Source organism: Rhodococcus sp. EPR-147 (assembly GCF_001647185.1).
Taxonomy (GTDB): Bacteria; Actinomycetota; Actinomycetes; order Mycobacteriales; family Mycobacteriaceae; genus Rhodococcoides.
The window spans coordinates 14,915-30,433 of sequence record NZ_LVCU01000254.1 but is presented as its reverse complement, the minus strand read 5'-3'; the positions used below and the strand labels follow the sequence as shown (position 1 = coordinate 30,433).

Here is a 15,519-nt window from a genome sequence, read left to right as displayed (position 1 = left end):
CATACGTACTGCTGATGGCCATCCTGGGGCCCATCGCGGCCCGAGTCGTCGAACCGGTCGCGAAGGTCCTCCTTCGCACGAAGCCCGCCGTGTGATTGGCTTTCGGAATGGTGGACAAGCGTCGAGCATCGGTTCTGCGCCGACGGCCGCAGCTGTCGGAGGAGGTGGCCAACCACGTCCGGCACCTCGTCATGTCCGGCGAGGTGAGCCCAGGCGACTTCATCCGACTCGACGAGACCGCCGCCGAACTCGGGGTGAGCGTCACTCCGGTTCGCGAGGCACTGCTGACGCTGCGGGGTGAGGGCATCGTCGAACTCGTCCCGCATCGCGGATACAAGGTCTCGCCCCTGACGCCGAGCGACATCGTCGACATCTTCTGGCTGCAGGGCCACATCGCCGCCGAGCTGGTTCGCCGCGCCGCGCCGAAGATCACCGAGGCCGAGCTCGACCGGCTCGCCGAGCTCACCGCCGCACTGTCGGTCGCCGTCGAGAACGGTCGGCCGGAGGACGTCGAGAACTGCGAATTCGAGTTCCACCGAGTCCTCAACCGACTCGCCGAATCCGCGAAACTGGCGTGGTTTCTCAACAACGCCACCCGCTACACACCCACCCGCCTCTACGCCACCGACCGCGACTGGGGCCGAGCGACAGTACGCAACCACGAGGCCCTCATCGAGGCACTCGTTCGAAACGACATCGACGCCGCCTGCGAATTGATGAAGCAACAATTCACAGACGGCGCCGAGAGGTTGATCGCGCACCGCGGGTGAGCGCTACGCGCATGTGAGTGGAAACTCGTAGCCTGCTAGGAGGTTCCGCTCACATGGGGTCAGCGCAGCGAGGCGGGAACCTGGAAGCGATCGCCGTACTTCTTGGCCAATTCGTCTGCACGAGTGACGAAGCCGGCCTGACCACCCGGGTAGCCGACGACGTACTGGTGCACGCCTCCGGTCCAGGCGGGGAATCCGATGCCGAAGATCGAGCCGATGTTGGCGTCGGCGGTGGTGTTCAGGACACCCTCGTCGAAGCACTTCTGCGTCTCGATGGCCTCGATGAACAGCATGCGCTCCTTGAGGTCCTCGAACGGGATGTCCGCCGAGCCCGACTTGAACGCATCACGCAGTCCGGGCCACAGTCCGGCGCGCTTGCCGTCCTCGTACTCGTAGAAGCCCGCGCCCTTGGCCTTCGACGGACGCTCGAACTCGTCGACCATCTTGTCGATGACGGCACCGGCCGGATCCTCGGGAGGAGTCTGACCCGCGGCGATGAGCGCGTCGTAGGTTTCCTTGCGGATCTTCTGCATCAGGTTGAGCGTGAGCTCGTCCGAGAGCTGCAGCGGCGCAGCCGGGTAACCGGCCTGCAGACCGGCCTGCTCGATGGTCGACGGCTCGACGCCCTCGCCCAACATCGCGATGGCCTCGTTGATGAACGTGCCGATGACACGCGAGGTGAAGAAGCCGCGACTGTCGTTGACGACGATCGGGGTCTTCTTGATGAGCTGCACCAGGTCGAATGCCTTGGCCAAGGCCGCATCCGACGTCTTCTCGCCGCGAATGATCTCCACCAGCGGCATCTTGTCCACGGGTGAGAAGAAGTGGATTCCGATGAAGTCTTCCTGACGCTTGATGCCCTGAGCGAGGCTCGTGATGGGCAGCGTCGAGGTGTTGGAACCGAGCAGCGCCGTCGGATCGACGAGGTCCTCGATCTCCTGGAACACCCTCTGCTTCAACTCTTCCGACTCGAAGACGGCCTCGATGACGAGGTCTGCGCCTTCGACGTCCTTGGCGTCGGCCGTCGGGTGGATACGGGCCAGCAGAGCGTCGGACTTCTCCTGGGTGGTCTTGCCACGCGAGAGTGCCTTGGCCTCGATGGCCTCGGAATAGGCCTTGCCCTTCTGAGCCGACTCGATGGCAACGTCCTTGAGCACCACGTCGATTCCGGCCTTGGCACACACGTACGCGATGCCCGCGCCCATCATGCCCGCGCCGAGAACCGCGACCTTGGTGAACGTGGTCTTCTCGATGCCGTCCGGGCGCGACTTGCCGGCGTTGATCGCCTGCAGGTCGAAGAAGAACGCCTGAATCATGTTCTTGGACACCAGACCGGTGACCAACTCGGTGAAGTACCGCGACTCGATGGTGCACGCGTTGTCGAAATCGACCTGCGCACCCTCCACTGCCGCAGCGAGAATCGCGCGCGGAGCCGGCATCGGTGCGCCCTTGATCTGCTTGCGCAGGTTGGACGGGAATGCAGGCAGGATCTGCGCGAGCTTCGGGTTCGACGGCGTTCCACCGGGGATCTTGTAGCCCTTGACATCCCACGGTGCGACGCCGCCCTCGGGGTTGGCCTTGATCCACGCCTTGGCGGCCGGCACCAATTCGTCGATGCTGCCGACCAATTCGTGAATCAGACCGATCTCGAGAGCCTTCGCCGGACGGAACCGGGTGCCCTGGGCGAGGACGGTCATGAAACCGGTCTGAATGCCGAGCAGTCGCGTGATGCGAGCAACGCCGCCGCCGCCGGGAAGCAGTCCGAGCGAGACCTCGGGCAGACCGATCTGGACGCCGGAAACATCGGCCGCGATGCGGTGATGCGTCGCGAGTGCGATCTCGAGTCCGCCGCCGAGTGCTGCGCCGTTGATGGCGGACACGACCGGCTTACCGAGCTTCTCGATGCGACGCAGCTGGCCCTTGACTTCCTGAACCTCGTCGAACACCTGCTGGGCGTCCTCGGGCTTGGCTGCGATGAGGGTGTGCAGATCGCCGCCTGCGAAGAACGTCTTCTTGGCGGACGTGATCACGACACCGGTGATGGAGTCGACCTCGGCCTCGAGGCGTTCGACGGTGGCACCCATCGAGTCCTTGTACAGCTGGTTCATCGTGTTGGCGCCCTGGTTGGGGTCGTCCATTGTCAGCGTGACGATGCCGTCGGCGTCCTGGTCCCACTGAATCATGTTGTTGCTCATGCCTTTACCTCAGACTCGCTCGATGATGGTGGCAACGCCCATGCCGCCGCCGATGCACAGGGTGATCAACGCGTAACGACCGCCGCGGCGCTCGAGCTCGTCGAGCACGGTGCCGGTGATCATCGCGCCGGTAGCTCCCAAGGGGTGGCCCATGGCGATGGCACCGCCGTTGACGTTGAGCTTCTCGTTCGGGATCTTCAGATCCTTCTGGAACCGCAGCACGACGGACGCGAACGCCTCGTTGAGCTCGAAGAGATCGATGTCGTCGACGGTCAGGCCGGCGGTGGCGAGAACCTTCTTCGACGCCGGGGTCGGCCCGGTGAGCATGATGGTCGTGTCGGCACCGCTGGTGGCCGTGGCGACGATGCGGGCGCGCGGGACCATGTTCAGGTCCTTGCCCGCCTGCTCGCTGCCGACGAGGACGAGGGCTGCGCCGTCGACGATGCCGGAGCTGTTGCCGCCGGTGTGGACGTGATCGATCTTCTCGATCCAGTGGTACTTCTGCAGCGCCACGTCGTCGAATCCGCCCATGGCAGCGATACCGGTGAAGGCCGGGTTCAGCTTGCCGAGCGATTCGACGGTGCTGCCCGGACGCATGTGCTCGTCCTGATCGAGGATCAGCAGACCGTTCTGGTCGGTGACCGGCACGACGGACTTGGCGAAGTATCCACCGGACCACGCTGCTGCGGCTCGCTCCTGCGACTGCGCGGCGTAGGCGTCGACGTCTTCACGGGTGAAGCCCTCGATGGTGGCGATGAGGTCGGCACCGATGCCCTGCGGGGCGAAGTAGGTGTCGTAGTTGGTGGCGGGGTCCATGGCCCACGCGCCGCCGTCACTGCCCATCGGCACACGCGACATCGACTCGACGCCACCGGCGACGACGAGCTCGTCCCAACCCGAACGCACCTTCTGCGCGGCCAGGTTGACGGCCTCGAGGCCGGACGCGCAGAAACGGTTGAGCTGGAAGCCGCCGACGGTGTCGGGCATCTTCGCAGCGAGCACGGCAGTGCGGGCGATGTCGGCACCCTGGTCTCCGACGGGCGAGACCACTCCGAGGATGAGGTCGGAGATCCGGTTCTCGTCCATGTCGGGGAAACGTCGACGAAGCTCGTCGATCAGGCCGGTCACCAGGGAAATCGGCTTCACCGAGTGCAGGGAGCCGTTCTTTCCTTTGCCTCGGGGAGTCCTGATGGCTTCATAAATGAATGCCTCTGTAGTCACAGCGCGCAGTTCCTTCCACATTCTCGATCGGCGTCGCCGTCGCCGTGCTGGCCGACCGCGTCGATGCGAGGCCACAACAGACCTCAGCTCACTTCACAGTAGGGCCGCGGGTCGATCCGACATAAGGACCGAAACGAGCGTTCTCCATGACCGGCGCGGAAGTTCAGGTTTGAACGAAGTCGGCATGGGACACTCGGATAGATCAGATCTACCGAGCGCGGAAGAAGACCCTCCATGGAAACCGACAACGAACTGACCGTGGGCGCCCGCGTCAAAGTACGCATTCACACCACCGGCACCGACGACGAGTCCGGTCAGGACGCCTACGAGACCGGAGCCATCGTCGAGGACTTCGGCGTGCAGACCCCCGACACCACGTCGAGGGAATGGGCGGTGGCACGGCGTTGGGCCGTGGCACTCGACAGTGGCCGCCTGGTGTTCGCCGACAACGAGGATCTCACCGTCGGCTGAGTCACCCGTCGATCAGATCTCTTTGAGCGGTACCGCTCCCAGTTCGCTCACCAGCAGCTCCATCGCGACGGTTTCCGGGTCCCGGCGAACCGTGGGATCGGCAGGCTCGGCGGCAGCCTTGAGCAGCTCTTCTTCGTCCTCCGGAGTCTCCGGCGGCGGTGGGCCTACCGGCTCGGGCTCGTCCGGATAGTCCGGGGCTTCCGGCATCGGACTGTCGTCCGCCCCGATGCCGGCCGAGGATCCGTCGCCCGCTGATCCGAACCCGTCCGACGTGGGACGGGGAGCCCCTGCCTGGCTCGGCCTCGAGAACTTCGGCAGCGACGCGGGTTTCGCTGCCGGTTCATCTTTTTTTGCTGATGACTGTTCCGGTGGTGCCGCGGCACCGACCAGACATACCACCGACCATTCGACGCCGAACACGTCACGCAGAGCGTCGCGAATGACGTCGGCATTGCGGGGCTCCTCCAGACGCTTGGCCAACGGTGCCGAGTCGTGGCCGAGCGTGATGGTGCCGTTCTCGACCGCGCGCACCGAGGCTCCGGACAGCATCACCTCGACGGTCCGGCTCCGCTCCCGCACTTTCGTACGCACCTCGGACCACACCGCTCGAACCGCAGCTGCGTCGGGTTCGTTCGACGCGGAGGCAGGGGCCGCCACGGGTTCCGGTTCCGACTCGAACACGGGATCAGGTTCGGGACCGTAATCGTCCTCGGGCTCCGGCGGAAAGTCCTCGTGTGACGTCGGGGCGGTCGGCGCAGCCGGGGCAACCGGGGCCGAATCCTGTTGCACGGGAACGGATTCCGGGACGGACTCGGGCTCGGATACTGACGCCGGCGCAGGCTCGGGTGTTGGTGTGGGCTCGGGTGTTGGTGCGGGCTCGGGTGCCGGAGCTGGCTCAGGTGTCGGAGCTGGCTCAGGTGTCGGCTCGGGCTCCGGAGTTGGTGCGGGTGTCGGAACCGGCTCGGGCTCCGGTGTTGGTGCGGGTGTCGGCACCGGGACTGAGACAGCGGGTGCGGCCGCCACCGGAGCCGGTGCCGGTGCGGGCGCTGTCGGCTCTGCGGCCGGGGGGCGCTGTGACGGTCGCTGGAATTTGCTCACCGGTGCCGGACCCGAGGGTGCGGGCTCCTCGGTGGGTTGCAGTTGCGGTCGCGTCGGATCCGCAACTGCCTGGGCGACGGCTGCCTGCTCCCCCGCCGGAAGGGTGACGTCCAAGCGACGTTCGACGCGTTCGAGTCGTTGCAACACCGCCGATTCCGCGTCGGAGGCCGAGGGCAGCAGCATGCGGGCGCACATCACTTCGAGCAGCAGGCGTGGGGCGGTGGCACCGCGCATCTCGCCGAGTCCCGAGTGCACGATCTCGGCGTAGCGAGTCAGCGTCGCCGAGCCGAGCAGATCGGCCTCGTCACGCAGTCGCTCGAGTACGTCGCCCGGCACGTCGACCAGACCGCGTTCTCCGGCGTCGGGCACGGCCTTCATCAGGATCAGGTCTCGCATGCGATCGAGGAGGTCGATGGCGAACCGGCGTGGGTCGTGGCCGGCGTCCATCACCTTGTCGACGGTGCCGAACAGTGCGCCGCCGTCGCCCGCAGCCAATGCGTCGACGGCTTCGTCGATGAGCGCGACGTCGGTGACGCCGAGCAGCGACAGTGCTCGCGGGTACGTGACGCCTTCCGGCCCGGCTCCGGCCAGAAGCTGATCCATGACGCTGAGCGAGTCACGGGGCGAGCCGCCGCCGGCGCGGATGACCAACGGGTAGACCGCGTCTTCGACCGGGACCTGTTCCTGACCGCAGATCTTTTCCAGCAGAACGCGCATGGTCGACGGCGCGAGCAGCCGGAACGGGTAGTGGTGGGTACGCGAGCGGATGGTGGGGAGAACCTTCTCGGGTTCGGGGGTCGCGAAGATGAAGACGAGGTGCTCGGGCGGTTCCTCGACCACCTTCAGCAACGCGTTGAAGCCCGCCGGGGTCACCATGTGCGCCTCGTCGATGATGAAGATGACGTAGCGCGATTCGGCCGGGGCGTACACGGCCTTGTCTCGCAGATCACGGGCATCGTCGACGCCACCGTGGCTGGCCGCGTCCATCTCGACGACGTCGAAGTTGCCGGGTCCGCCGGGGGCGAGGGCGACGCAGGAGTTGCACACGCCGCAGGGCGTCGACGTGGGACCTTCGGCGCAGTTCAGCGATCGGGCGAGGATCCGCGCCGAGGAGGTCTTTCCGCAGCCGCGCGGCCCGGAGAACAGGTAGGCGTGGTTGATTCTGTTGCTGTCCAACGCCACGCTGATCGGCTCGGTGACGTGCTCCTGACCGACGACCTCGGCGAACGTCGCAGGACGGTACTTCCGGTAGAGGGCCACGCCCGAAAGGGTACCGTCGACCACGGACACAGTTGCATCGCCGGTCATTGTGCGGCGGTGGATACCGCTCTGATGTTCATGACGGCGAAGCTCTCGCGGCTTCCGGTCGATTCCGACAGCGCGTACAGCCAATGGCCGTCCTGCAACGCATCCGAGATCGCATGCCGCACGATGGCTCCCCTGGAGTTCTGATAGTCGATCGTGACGGGTGTGCCGCGCGCTGCGGCGTCGGTCAACAGATCCAGCTCTCGCGGCAGCAGTCGGCTGTGCGAATCCAGCGCAGACCGCACTCGTGCCTCGTCGACGGTTCCGCTGCTGCCGGCCAGCAGGAGCCGCGCGAGCTCGCGTGGTTCGCGTCGGTGCCGTGCCTGGTGGACGGCACGATGCGTCGGCCGGGTGTCCCCCGCGCGGATCCGGGGTGCGCTGTCGAGTTGGAGTTGCCCGGTGTCGGAGTGCCGCACCGGGGAGTATCCGTGCCTGCGGAGCACTGCGATGGTGTCGATCGGCGTGGCCGAACTGACCAGAACGGTGGGAGCGAGGCGCTGGAACTGCAGCACTGACAGGGACTCGTCGGTCTCGATGTTCGTCAGCAGGACGACGTCCTCGGAGACGATGGCGCAGGGAATTCTGCGCACGGCCAGGGCGCCGTAGGTACGCCAGCAGTCCCGGATCGTGTAGCTCAGAGCCTGGGGTACGTCGGTGTCGGCCATCGCGGTCAACGCATCGATCAACTCGTCGCCGGTGCCACCGGTGTCGAAGAACCCTCGGATGGTCGCGGGGGTGAACCGCCAGACCGATGCGACGTCCCTCGACTCGGGCTGCGCGGCCGCGCCGAGAATCGACGCCACCTCGGTACTGGGTGGTCCGGTCACCACCGCCGTGGAATCGGGCAACAGCCGAACGGAGAACGGAACCCACTCGGCCATGTCCTGCAACTGTGCGGCCAGAGCCGCACGGATTTCGCTCGGGTCACCGTCTCGACCCGCGGGGAACTCGGTGAGGGTGCGGCACAGATCGGTCGGCGCACCGTCGGCCAGTACCCCGAGCCGACTCGCCTCCAACCACAGCGCGTGCACGTGGCCGGGCCCGGCGCCCGTCGAGACGACCGGGATGTGCCAGTCCAGGTACCGGGCGAACTCCTCGGCATCCTGCAGAACCGTCACCGGCGAGTCGACGTCCTCGTATCGGAGCAGAGCTGTCAGCGCCGTCGCGCGCAGGTCCGCTGCCGCGGGGTCGTCGAGCATCTTCTTGAGCACGGGAACGGTCTTCTGCGACGCACGGGGCACGCGGTGGGTGGGAGTGATGGGCGAACTCCACCACGCGGTCACCAGCGTCGCCGCCTGTTCGGCTCGGGCACTCGTCGACCATGTCTCGTAGGCCGAGGTCAACGCGACGCCGGTCTTTCCGCGTTCGGCCAGCAGTCCGGCTTCGCGTGCCAGCATCAACATCAACGCGGTGTCGTGTTCGTCGGCGAATCCCAACCTGCTCGTCAGCGACCGAAGTTCCTTGGCACTGACGCCGCCGGTCTTCATCGTCGTCAGGCCGTCGGCGTCGATGGCCGTCAGCAATGCCTGCGTGTGTTCGCAGAACTGCAGCAGTGCGATGGAACGAGTGCGCCGCACGTCGTCGTGCGAGAGCGCGCGGGTCTCGAAGGTCGGCGGCGTGACTTCGATGGGCAGACGCCACCCGACCCCGCGCAGGGCGATGCTCACCTCCAGCGGCATCTCGACGCGGTGCCCGTCGAGTCGGTACAACAATCCCCGCTCGAAGGCAGGGGTCCCCGCGCTCGGTGGAATGTCGAAGATCAGTGACACCGGCTTGCCATCGACGAAGCGAGACAACATCGCTCGCATCTCCTCCGGCCCGCCGTCGAACAGTTCACGGATGCGCTCGGGCGTCATCGCGGCTGCAACGGCGTCGGCACGCGCCCCTCGCTCGAGCGACGGGTCGATTCCGAGGATCGACAGCACGGCCAGCCGATCCTGCTCGACAGCGCAGTGCAGGAACAGCTTTCGTTGCCTGCGGGCAAGTCCGAACGGATGCGAGAACACCCCGGACAGATCGATGGGTGAGTATTCGACGGTGCCTGCGCCGGGTGAGGAGTGCGGCCAGATCAACCCGTAGGCCGTCAGTGTGGCGAGAGCGGCATCGATGTGCGGCGTCTCGTTGACCGATCCATCACTCGCCCAGTGCCCGATCTCGGCGCGGCTCAGATCGCCCATGAGCGCGAACAATTCGAGGAGAGCCATCGCGCCGCTGTCGAGTCGACGCGGCAGCATCGACACCCGAGACGGTGCACCGAGCAACTGCGCGAGCAAGCCGAACGAGCGCGGTGGCGGGTCTGTCGCCACGTCCGGCCGACGATGCAGCAGATCGGTCAGTGCGTCCTCGTCGAGAGACGCAAGCCAGCCCTCGTAGGTCTCGATACTGTCGGTCATTCCGGCCCCCGGTGAAAGTTCTGGCCACTGTATCGACGGGCACCGACAGACTTATTCGTTCTTGGCTGCGGCTTTCGCTGCCTTCTTGAATTCACGTACCTCGAGCAGCGATTTCTCGTCCACCACGTCGGCGATGGATCGACGCGCACCGTCGTCGCCGTACGCTCCGGCGGCCTTGCGCCAACCGTCCGGCGTGACGCCCATCTGCTTGCCGAGCAGCGCGAGGAAGATGCGGGCCTTCTGATCGCCGTAGCCGGGGAGGGCCTTGAGACGCTTCAGCACTTCTGCGCCGTCGGGATCGTCCCGAGTCCAGATCTCCTGCGGCTTGCCGTCGTAGTTCTCGACCAGGAACGCCGCGAGCCCCTGGATGCGCTTGGCCATCGAACCCGGGAACCGGTGGACGGCCGGGGTCTGCGCGCACAGGGCAGCGAACTCGTCGGGATCGGTGTCGGCGACGGTGTCGACGTTCAGGTCACCGAGACGATCGACGAGCTTCTTCGGTCCTGCGAACGCCGATTCCATCGGTACCTGCTGATCGAGCAGCATGCCGATCAGCAGTGCGAACGGATCCTCGGCGAGCAGTGCATCGGCCTCAGGATCGCCGACGAGGTGCAGTGTGCGAGACATGGCATCGATCTTGCCATGCACCTCCACCGTGGATGACGATCTGGACTCGGGAGATGGTGCAGAGGGACGGACACTGTTCGACGCATTCGGTGCCGACTTCACACCGCAGTGGGATGTGATCGACCTGTTCCCCTAGGTCTCGAATCTGCTGTCGATACGCCACGGTCCGTTCCGCATCTCTTCATCCGGAAATCGTCTGTGCAAGTGCATCGGTTTCGAGGATCGACATGTAGTGAACGTCGATCCATTGCTCGTCGAACCACAGCGCATCCCGGCCCGTTCCTTCGTAGCGAAATCCGACTTTCTCGTAAACATGCCGGGCGCGTGGGTTGAAGGCGTAAACCTCGAGAGCTATCCGATGGAGACCGAGCTCTATGAAGCCGTGACGGACGATCAGCTCGGTCGCCTCGGTGCCGAGCCCCCGCCCGCGGCCTTCGGCACCAAGAAAAGCGCGGAAGCCGCATGAGCGATTCAACTCGTTCCAATCTTTGAGTACGACTTCTCCAACCATCGCGTTCGTCGCCTGATCGACCACGGCGAGGACGAGACGGTCATCGGCGGAACTCCAGCGTTCGTAGGTCTCGCGGAGGCTATCAACAGTCCAAGGCAGCATTGTCTGGCTGCTGGAGTGCACGGCTCCGGTCAGAATTACAGCTTCTGTGTCTTGGAGCATCCGATGCATTACAGGTGCGTCCTGAACCTGAATCGGCCGGAGTCTCACGCGCTGGCCCTCGATAGTCGGCTTATGCGCGAAAGTCATGCTCATGCGGCCAGTTTGTCAGAGCTCTGCACCGTCTTGCGAGATCTGGTCCCGACTCACGAACGATGCGTTTACGCGAACCGCTGCCGCTCCCTCGTGTCAGACGGAGAGAAGACAGGCGTAGAAAACCGCAGCCCTTCGAATGAATACTTCGCTTCCATCAACGCATGTAGTCTTCAGAACACGGTGACCCGACGCCCGCCACGCCTCGTCGTGCGGACTCCCCTACTGCGTCGGGAAATGCATGAACGCTTCGTCTCCACGCACCCTCAGAGTATTTGTTGCAGGGTGGGTCATTCAGGATGGATCTTTTCCCCGCGCATCGGTCGGCGATCTCGCCGACGTCGCCCTCGAGCACTACTCGCTGACGGATACACCTTCTCCGTGCGACGAAACACGGACTGCCACAGCAAGACCCGCCTACGGCCGAGCGCCCAGCATGCACCGCGATGGGCGTCTACTGTGGCTTCACCTCGTCTACGGGGACGGCTGGAGCGCCCGGTGGTGGAACGACGAACCCACCGATGGCGAGACCACTCTGACCGGAACGTTCAACGCGATGCTCACCGACTTCGGCGTGGACGCGCCACCCCGCGTCCACGGTCGCATCCGCCTGATGTATCTCGTAGAGAAACAAGTTCGACCGATAGAAAACGGCTGGACTACCGTCGACGGAACCGACCGGCTCATCGAGATCGATGCCATTCCCGTCGCGCACGACTGGTGGCCGTCCAAGGACACCAAAGACGGCGACTTCATCGCGTCGGGTGTCCTGATCGAAATGGATCTGGACGACCACCCGTCTTCACTCAGACCGTTCGCAGCTGGAGCTGTGACGATCATGGGAGATTCGATCTGGGTGATGCACTCGTCCGCCCCGGTTCTTTTGCAGGTCTATACGGCGGGCGCAGTTCCGGTCATCACTCGCTACCTGCTGCCGCTGACCATCGAACCTTCGGTCGACCGCTGGTCGCGTCGGATACACGCGATCGACGACGGCTTCTGGATCACCTCCGAGCACGATATCCACCTGTGCACCATTTCTCCCGAGGGTGAGCTGAACATCGAGCGATACACCACAGAAGGCGGCTGGACCACAACAGTCCACGAGGGACAGCTGTATCTCCTTGGGAGGACACGGTCGTCGATGAACAGCAACCGACGCCATGGAGTGATCAGAACTTACCCGGACGAACAGCGAGTTCGATTGTTGAACAGAGTTACCCGACGCCTCACTCCCGTCGACGGACCCGACGACATCCGGGTTACTCGAGCAGACCGCGCTACGGCGGTCGACGGCACGCGGTGGTGCGTCGACGGCACAACTACGTTGCGCCGCATCGACTCTGACGGTACAGCGTCGAAGATCGACCTCACAACCGAGTCAGAGACGGTCACTGTGCGATCGACAACACCGGATGCATTTGCCGACCCCGCAAATGCCGACGTCGTCGCCTCTATCACGGTCGACGACTCGCGCTTCGTTCCGGAAACGGAGTGATGTTGTTACGGTACGCAAAACTTGACCTCCGTGGTGCGTGTCCACAACATCGTTTCGCTCCTCGGAGTGACCTTCAGCGAGCCAGCCAAATCGTCAACAACTGACCTACCCCCGAATGTTCACCCCTCGCAACTGGACCAACATCGCGGTTGAGAACGATTACTGTCGGTGCCATGCCAACTCTGCCAGAGGGCCAATCCCTGCTCATCCGTACATACTTCGGCAACGACGGTGCCTGGGAGCAGGTCGCGCGAGAGTCGCAAGCGCCGCATGTGCAGGACAGTGGTTACGAAGCACAGGCGTTCCTGACGGTCGTCGATGATCCCGAGTTTGCCGACATGCCGGTTCCAAGCATTATTGGTCTGGTCGAGTCTCCACCTCCGGACTATCTCTTCGTAGTCGACCAACGGACATGCGACGAGACGGAACATTCAGTGCTCGTTGTAGATACTACCACCGATCCGGACGATGAGGCGGCTACCTTCCGGGTTGTACCGAGCCGACTTGCGGTAATCGAAAACAACTTGTCCATCGCAAATCTGAGTTTCGACGAGCTCCGCTCCGGCTCGGACCCGGATGGGGTTTACCGCGGTGTCGGAGCATCACAAGCCACACAAGAACGGCAGGTCCGGCGTGAGGAATTGATCGCCGCAGCAGACAACGCAGACGACTCGCCGACGGTCCAGCAATTACGAGAGGATCTGAGAAAAAGGTCAGTACCGGTCTGGCCAGCAATGGTCGTCACCGATCTGCGCGATCACTACGACGCGATTGCAGGACAGACCTACAACTCGGAGCTGACCGTCGGATACGGAGAGACGCTTGAGGTCCTTGGTCGGGGCGGTCCCGGGTTGGGAATCCACTTCTCGCTCGTCGACAGCTACTGGTCCATCTATCTGGACTCGAACGGTCTGAGCTTGCTAGCCGCCATGAAAGTGATCTATCCGTCTCGACCGCTGCCCGCCCAGGGATTTTCTAGGCAGCCCAGAAAACACAGGAGACGCGCCGGTGACGCATGTCCCGATGGTGCCGATTGTCGGTGAAGCGTCACTGGTAAAGCTGCATTTGTAGCCGACTGCTTCAGACAGCGCTTCGCTATTGAACAACCGAGCACGCACCACGGGTATCACCAAGTGGTACCTGCTGGCCGAAGACCGAGTGCATATTCGACTGCGGTTGCCCGACCGTCTCTAGAATCAGCCGTCTTCATGCCAGAGATCGGCCCCTGCAGGGTCAGGTGATCGACACCAACTGCGTGATGTCGTCGAAGGGCAGCGGTCCGTCGACGACGGCTCCCACGACGGCGCTGTTGAGGATGATCGATCCGCCGTGGTTGTCCAGGAAGGCGGTGTCGGATGCGTCGCGTCCGGTGGCGATGCGCACCAGAGTCGATCGCGGTGCGAGGCAGGTCGCGTCCACCACTCGCCACTGGCCTTCGACGAATGCTTCGGCGACCGCATGGAAGTCCATGGGATCGCAGCCGGGCGCGTACACCGCGACCAGGCGAGCAGGGACGTTGACGGCGCGCAGCAGCGCCACCACGAGGTGGGTGTAATCGCGGCAGACGCCGGCACCGGCGAGGAGGGTGTCGACTGCGCCGTCGATGGGGTCGCTGCTGCCCGGTACGTAGCTCAGCCGCGCGCCGACCCACGAGGACACCTCGGCAAGCAATTTCTCCGACGGCGGGTACGAGCCGAATTCCGTTGCCGCGAAGCCGAAGAACTTGTCGGCTTCGGCGTAGCGGCTGGGCCGCAGGTACAGCGAGAGGTCGTAGTCGGAGACCGGAGCGGGCTCGGTGTTGCCGTAGATGGTCGCCGAGTACGACGCCTCGAGCTTGCCGACGCCGGCGTGAATCTTGTGGATGCGGGTGCCGTGAGCACCGCTGATCTCCTGCGCCTCGATCGGCTGACCGTCGAGTGTGAACGAGAGTGCTTCCCACACATCGGTTCCTGGATGCGGTGCAATTGCGATCTGGAACTCGAGGGTGCTGGCCTCGGTCACGTCGACATCGAGGTACGCAGAGACATCACGTTTCATCGTGCCGATCCTGCCATCTTCGAGCCGTTCGCGCAGGCTATGACTCGTCGGTGGGGCGATCGCCGGTCACCAGGAAGATGACTCGTTTGGCGACCTCGACGGTGTGGTCGGAGTATCGCTCGTAGAAGCGCCCGAGCAGCGTGATGTCCACTGCGGCAGGCACGCCGTGCGGCCAGTCGGGTGCGGAGGTCAACATGAACAGGCTGCGGTGCAGCGCGTCCATCTCCTGATCCTGAATTCGCAGGTCGGCGGCGAGTTCGGCATCACGGGTCTCCAGGACGCGTTGCGTGGACTCTGCCTGCGCGACGGCAACGCGACCCATCTGCTCGAACACGCCCTCGACCTCGGGCGGCAGTACGTGCGCGGGGTGGCGACGGCGAACCAGTTCGGCGATGTGTACGGCCAGGCCACCCATGCGTTGCAGATCGGCGACGATGTTGATGCCCGAGACGACGCGTCGTAGATCGTGGGCAACGGGGGCCTGCAGGGCCAGGAAGCCGAAGGCTCCGTGCTCCCATTCGACTGCCAGCATGTCGATCTCTTCGCGGTATTCGATCGTCTGCTCGGCGAGAACGATGTCCGCCGTCAACAACGATCGAGTCGCGTCCGCCATCGCCTTCTCGGCAATTCGCGACATTTCGGACAAATTCGACGCCAGCGAATCCAATGTCTCGGCGTAACTGTCCCGCATGAAGTACTCAACCCCTACCGTTCGGCCCTGCTGGGCCTGTAGGCCTTACCCCCGAACACTTGTTTCTACACCTCCCACGGCGCTGTGCGACGCTGAACGCCATGACTGTGTTGAAGTCGATAGTGCTGTTCGGCGTCGCCGCTCTGTTCGAGATCGGCGGAGCATGGTTGGTGTGGCAAGGGATTCGAGAGCATCGCGGATGGCTGTGGGCCGGAGCCGGGGTGATCGCTCTCGGTGCCTACGGCTTCGTGGCGACGCTGCAACCCGACGCGAACTTCGGTCGGATTCTGGCGGCGTACGGCGGGGTGTTCGTCGCGGGATCGTTGCTCTGGGCAATGGTGGTCGACGGTTTCCGACCTGATCGGTGGGATATCACCGGAGCGTCGATCGCACTGATCGGCGTCGCGGTGATCATGTACGGCCCGCGCTGACTCACGCGGGCCGTACCGA

14 protein-coding genes are annotated in these 15,519 nt (G+C 64.5%); 6 read left to right on the top strand and 8 right to left on the bottom strand.

Annotated elements, in window-relative coordinates; translation table 11 throughout:
• The first annotated feature begins 107 nt into the window (after nucleotides 1-107).
• Complete coding sequence (locus A2J02_RS12400; protein WP_068050457.1) at nucleotides 108-770, top strand: GntR family transcriptional regulator; 663 nt, start codon at nucleotides 108-110, stop codon at nucleotides 768-770.
• A 59-nt stretch (nucleotides 771-829) separates the two neighbouring features.
• On the opposite strand, the gene A2J02_RS12395 is transcribed toward A2J02_RS12400, so the two are convergent.
• Nucleotides 830-2,965 (bottom strand): 3-hydroxyacyl-CoA dehydrogenase NAD-binding domain-containing protein, encoded by a 2,136-nt coding sequence (locus tag A2J02_RS12395; RefSeq protein WP_068050456.1) that lies wholly within the window; start codon nucleotides 2,963-2,965, stop codon nucleotides 830-832.
• 9 nt (nucleotides 2,966-2,974) lie between these two features.
• Nucleotides 2,975-4,186, bottom strand: a complete 1,212-nt coding sequence (locus tag A2J02_RS12390; RefSeq protein ID WP_068050463.1) for an acetyl-CoA C-acetyltransferase — start codon at nucleotides 4,184-4,186, stop codon at nucleotides 2,975-2,977.
• 234 nt (nucleotides 4,187-4,420) lie between these two features.
• Between A2J02_RS12390 and A2J02_RS12385 the strand changes: the two genes are divergently transcribed.
• Nucleotides 4,421-4,657 (top strand): hypothetical protein, encoded by a 237-nt coding sequence (locus A2J02_RS12385; protein ID WP_068050455.1) that lies wholly within the window; start codon nucleotides 4,421-4,423, stop codon nucleotides 4,655-4,657.
• Nucleotides 4,658-4,669: 12 nt separating this feature from the next.
• On the opposite strand, the gene A2J02_RS12380 is transcribed toward A2J02_RS12385, so the two are convergent.
• From A2J02_RS12380 to A2J02_RS12370, 3 genes are read right to left on the bottom strand one after another with little or no spacing between them, the layout of a single operon-like run.
• Nucleotides 4,670-7,015, bottom strand: a complete 2,346-nt coding sequence (locus A2J02_RS12380; protein WP_068050462.1) for a DNA polymerase III subunit gamma and tau — start codon at nucleotides 7,013-7,015, stop codon at nucleotides 4,670-4,672.
• 44 nt (nucleotides 7,016-7,059) lie between these two features.
• On the bottom strand, nucleotides 7,060-9,453 hold the full coding sequence (locus A2J02_RS12375) for a helicase-associated domain-containing protein (RefSeq protein ID WP_068050454.1): 2,394 nt from the start codon (nucleotides 9,451-9,453) through the stop codon (nucleotides 7,060-7,062).
• 51 nt (nucleotides 9,454-9,504) lie between these two features.
• A complete protein-coding gene (locus A2J02_RS12370; protein ID WP_068050461.1) occupies nucleotides 9,505-10,080 on the bottom strand; it encodes an HhH-GPD-type base excision DNA repair protein in 576 nt (191 codons plus the stop codon).
• Between A2J02_RS12370 and A2J02_RS27695 the strand changes: the two genes are divergently transcribed.
• A complete protein-coding gene (locus tag A2J02_RS27695; RefSeq protein ID WP_156516207.1) occupies nucleotides 10,079-10,216 on the top strand; it encodes a hypothetical protein in 138 nt (45 codons plus the stop codon). The genes A2J02_RS12370 and A2J02_RS27695 overlap by 2 nt on opposite strands.
• A gap of 45 nt (nucleotides 10,217-10,261) precedes the next feature.
• Here A2J02_RS27695 and A2J02_RS12365 read toward each other — a convergent pair whose 3' ends face one another.
• On the bottom strand, nucleotides 10,262-10,846 hold the full coding sequence (locus A2J02_RS12365) for a GNAT family N-acetyltransferase (RefSeq protein WP_068050453.1): 585 nt from the start codon (nucleotides 10,844-10,846) through the stop codon (nucleotides 10,262-10,264).
• A 433-nt stretch (nucleotides 10,847-11,279) separates the two neighbouring features.
• On the opposite strand from A2J02_RS12365, the gene A2J02_RS12360 reads away from it, so the two are divergent.
• Together A2J02_RS12360 and A2J02_RS12355 are read left to right on the top strand one after the other, a co-directional pair.
• Nucleotides 11,280-12,341, top strand: coding sequence for a hypothetical protein (locus tag A2J02_RS12360; protein ID WP_231893874.1), 1,062 nt, complete (start codon nucleotides 11,280-11,282; stop codon nucleotides 12,339-12,341).
• Nucleotides 12,342-12,514: 173 nt separating this feature from the next.
• Nucleotides 12,515-13,384 carry a DUF6924 domain-containing protein gene (locus A2J02_RS12355; protein WP_068050451.1) on the top strand — a complete coding sequence of 290 codons (870 nt, stop codon included), beginning with the start codon at nucleotides 12,515-12,517 and terminating at the stop codon, nucleotides 13,382-13,384.
• Nucleotides 13,385-13,574: 190 nt separating this feature from the next.
• On the opposite strand, the gene A2J02_RS12350 is transcribed toward A2J02_RS12355, so the two are convergent.
• Both A2J02_RS12350 and phoU read right to left on the bottom strand, forming a co-directional pair.
• The gene (locus tag A2J02_RS12350) at nucleotides 13,575-14,378 is read right to left on the bottom strand and encodes a transglutaminase-like domain-containing protein (RefSeq protein ID WP_068050450.1); all 804 of its coding nucleotides are present in this window, start codon (nucleotides 14,376-14,378) and stop codon (nucleotides 13,575-13,577) included.
• Nucleotides 14,379-14,415: 37 nt separating this feature from the next.
• Nucleotides 14,416-15,069 (bottom strand): phosphate signaling complex protein PhoU, encoded by a 654-nt coding sequence (gene phoU, locus A2J02_RS12345; RefSeq protein ID WP_068050449.1) that lies wholly within the window; start codon nucleotides 15,067-15,069, stop codon nucleotides 14,416-14,418.
• A 101-nt stretch (nucleotides 15,070-15,170) separates the two neighbouring features.
• Between phoU and A2J02_RS12340 the strand changes: the two genes are divergently transcribed.
• Nucleotides 15,171-15,500, top strand: a complete 330-nt coding sequence (locus A2J02_RS12340) for a YnfA family protein (RefSeq protein WP_068050448.1) — start codon at nucleotides 15,171-15,173, stop codon at nucleotides 15,498-15,500.
• Nucleotides 15,501-15,519: the final 19 nt, after the last annotated feature.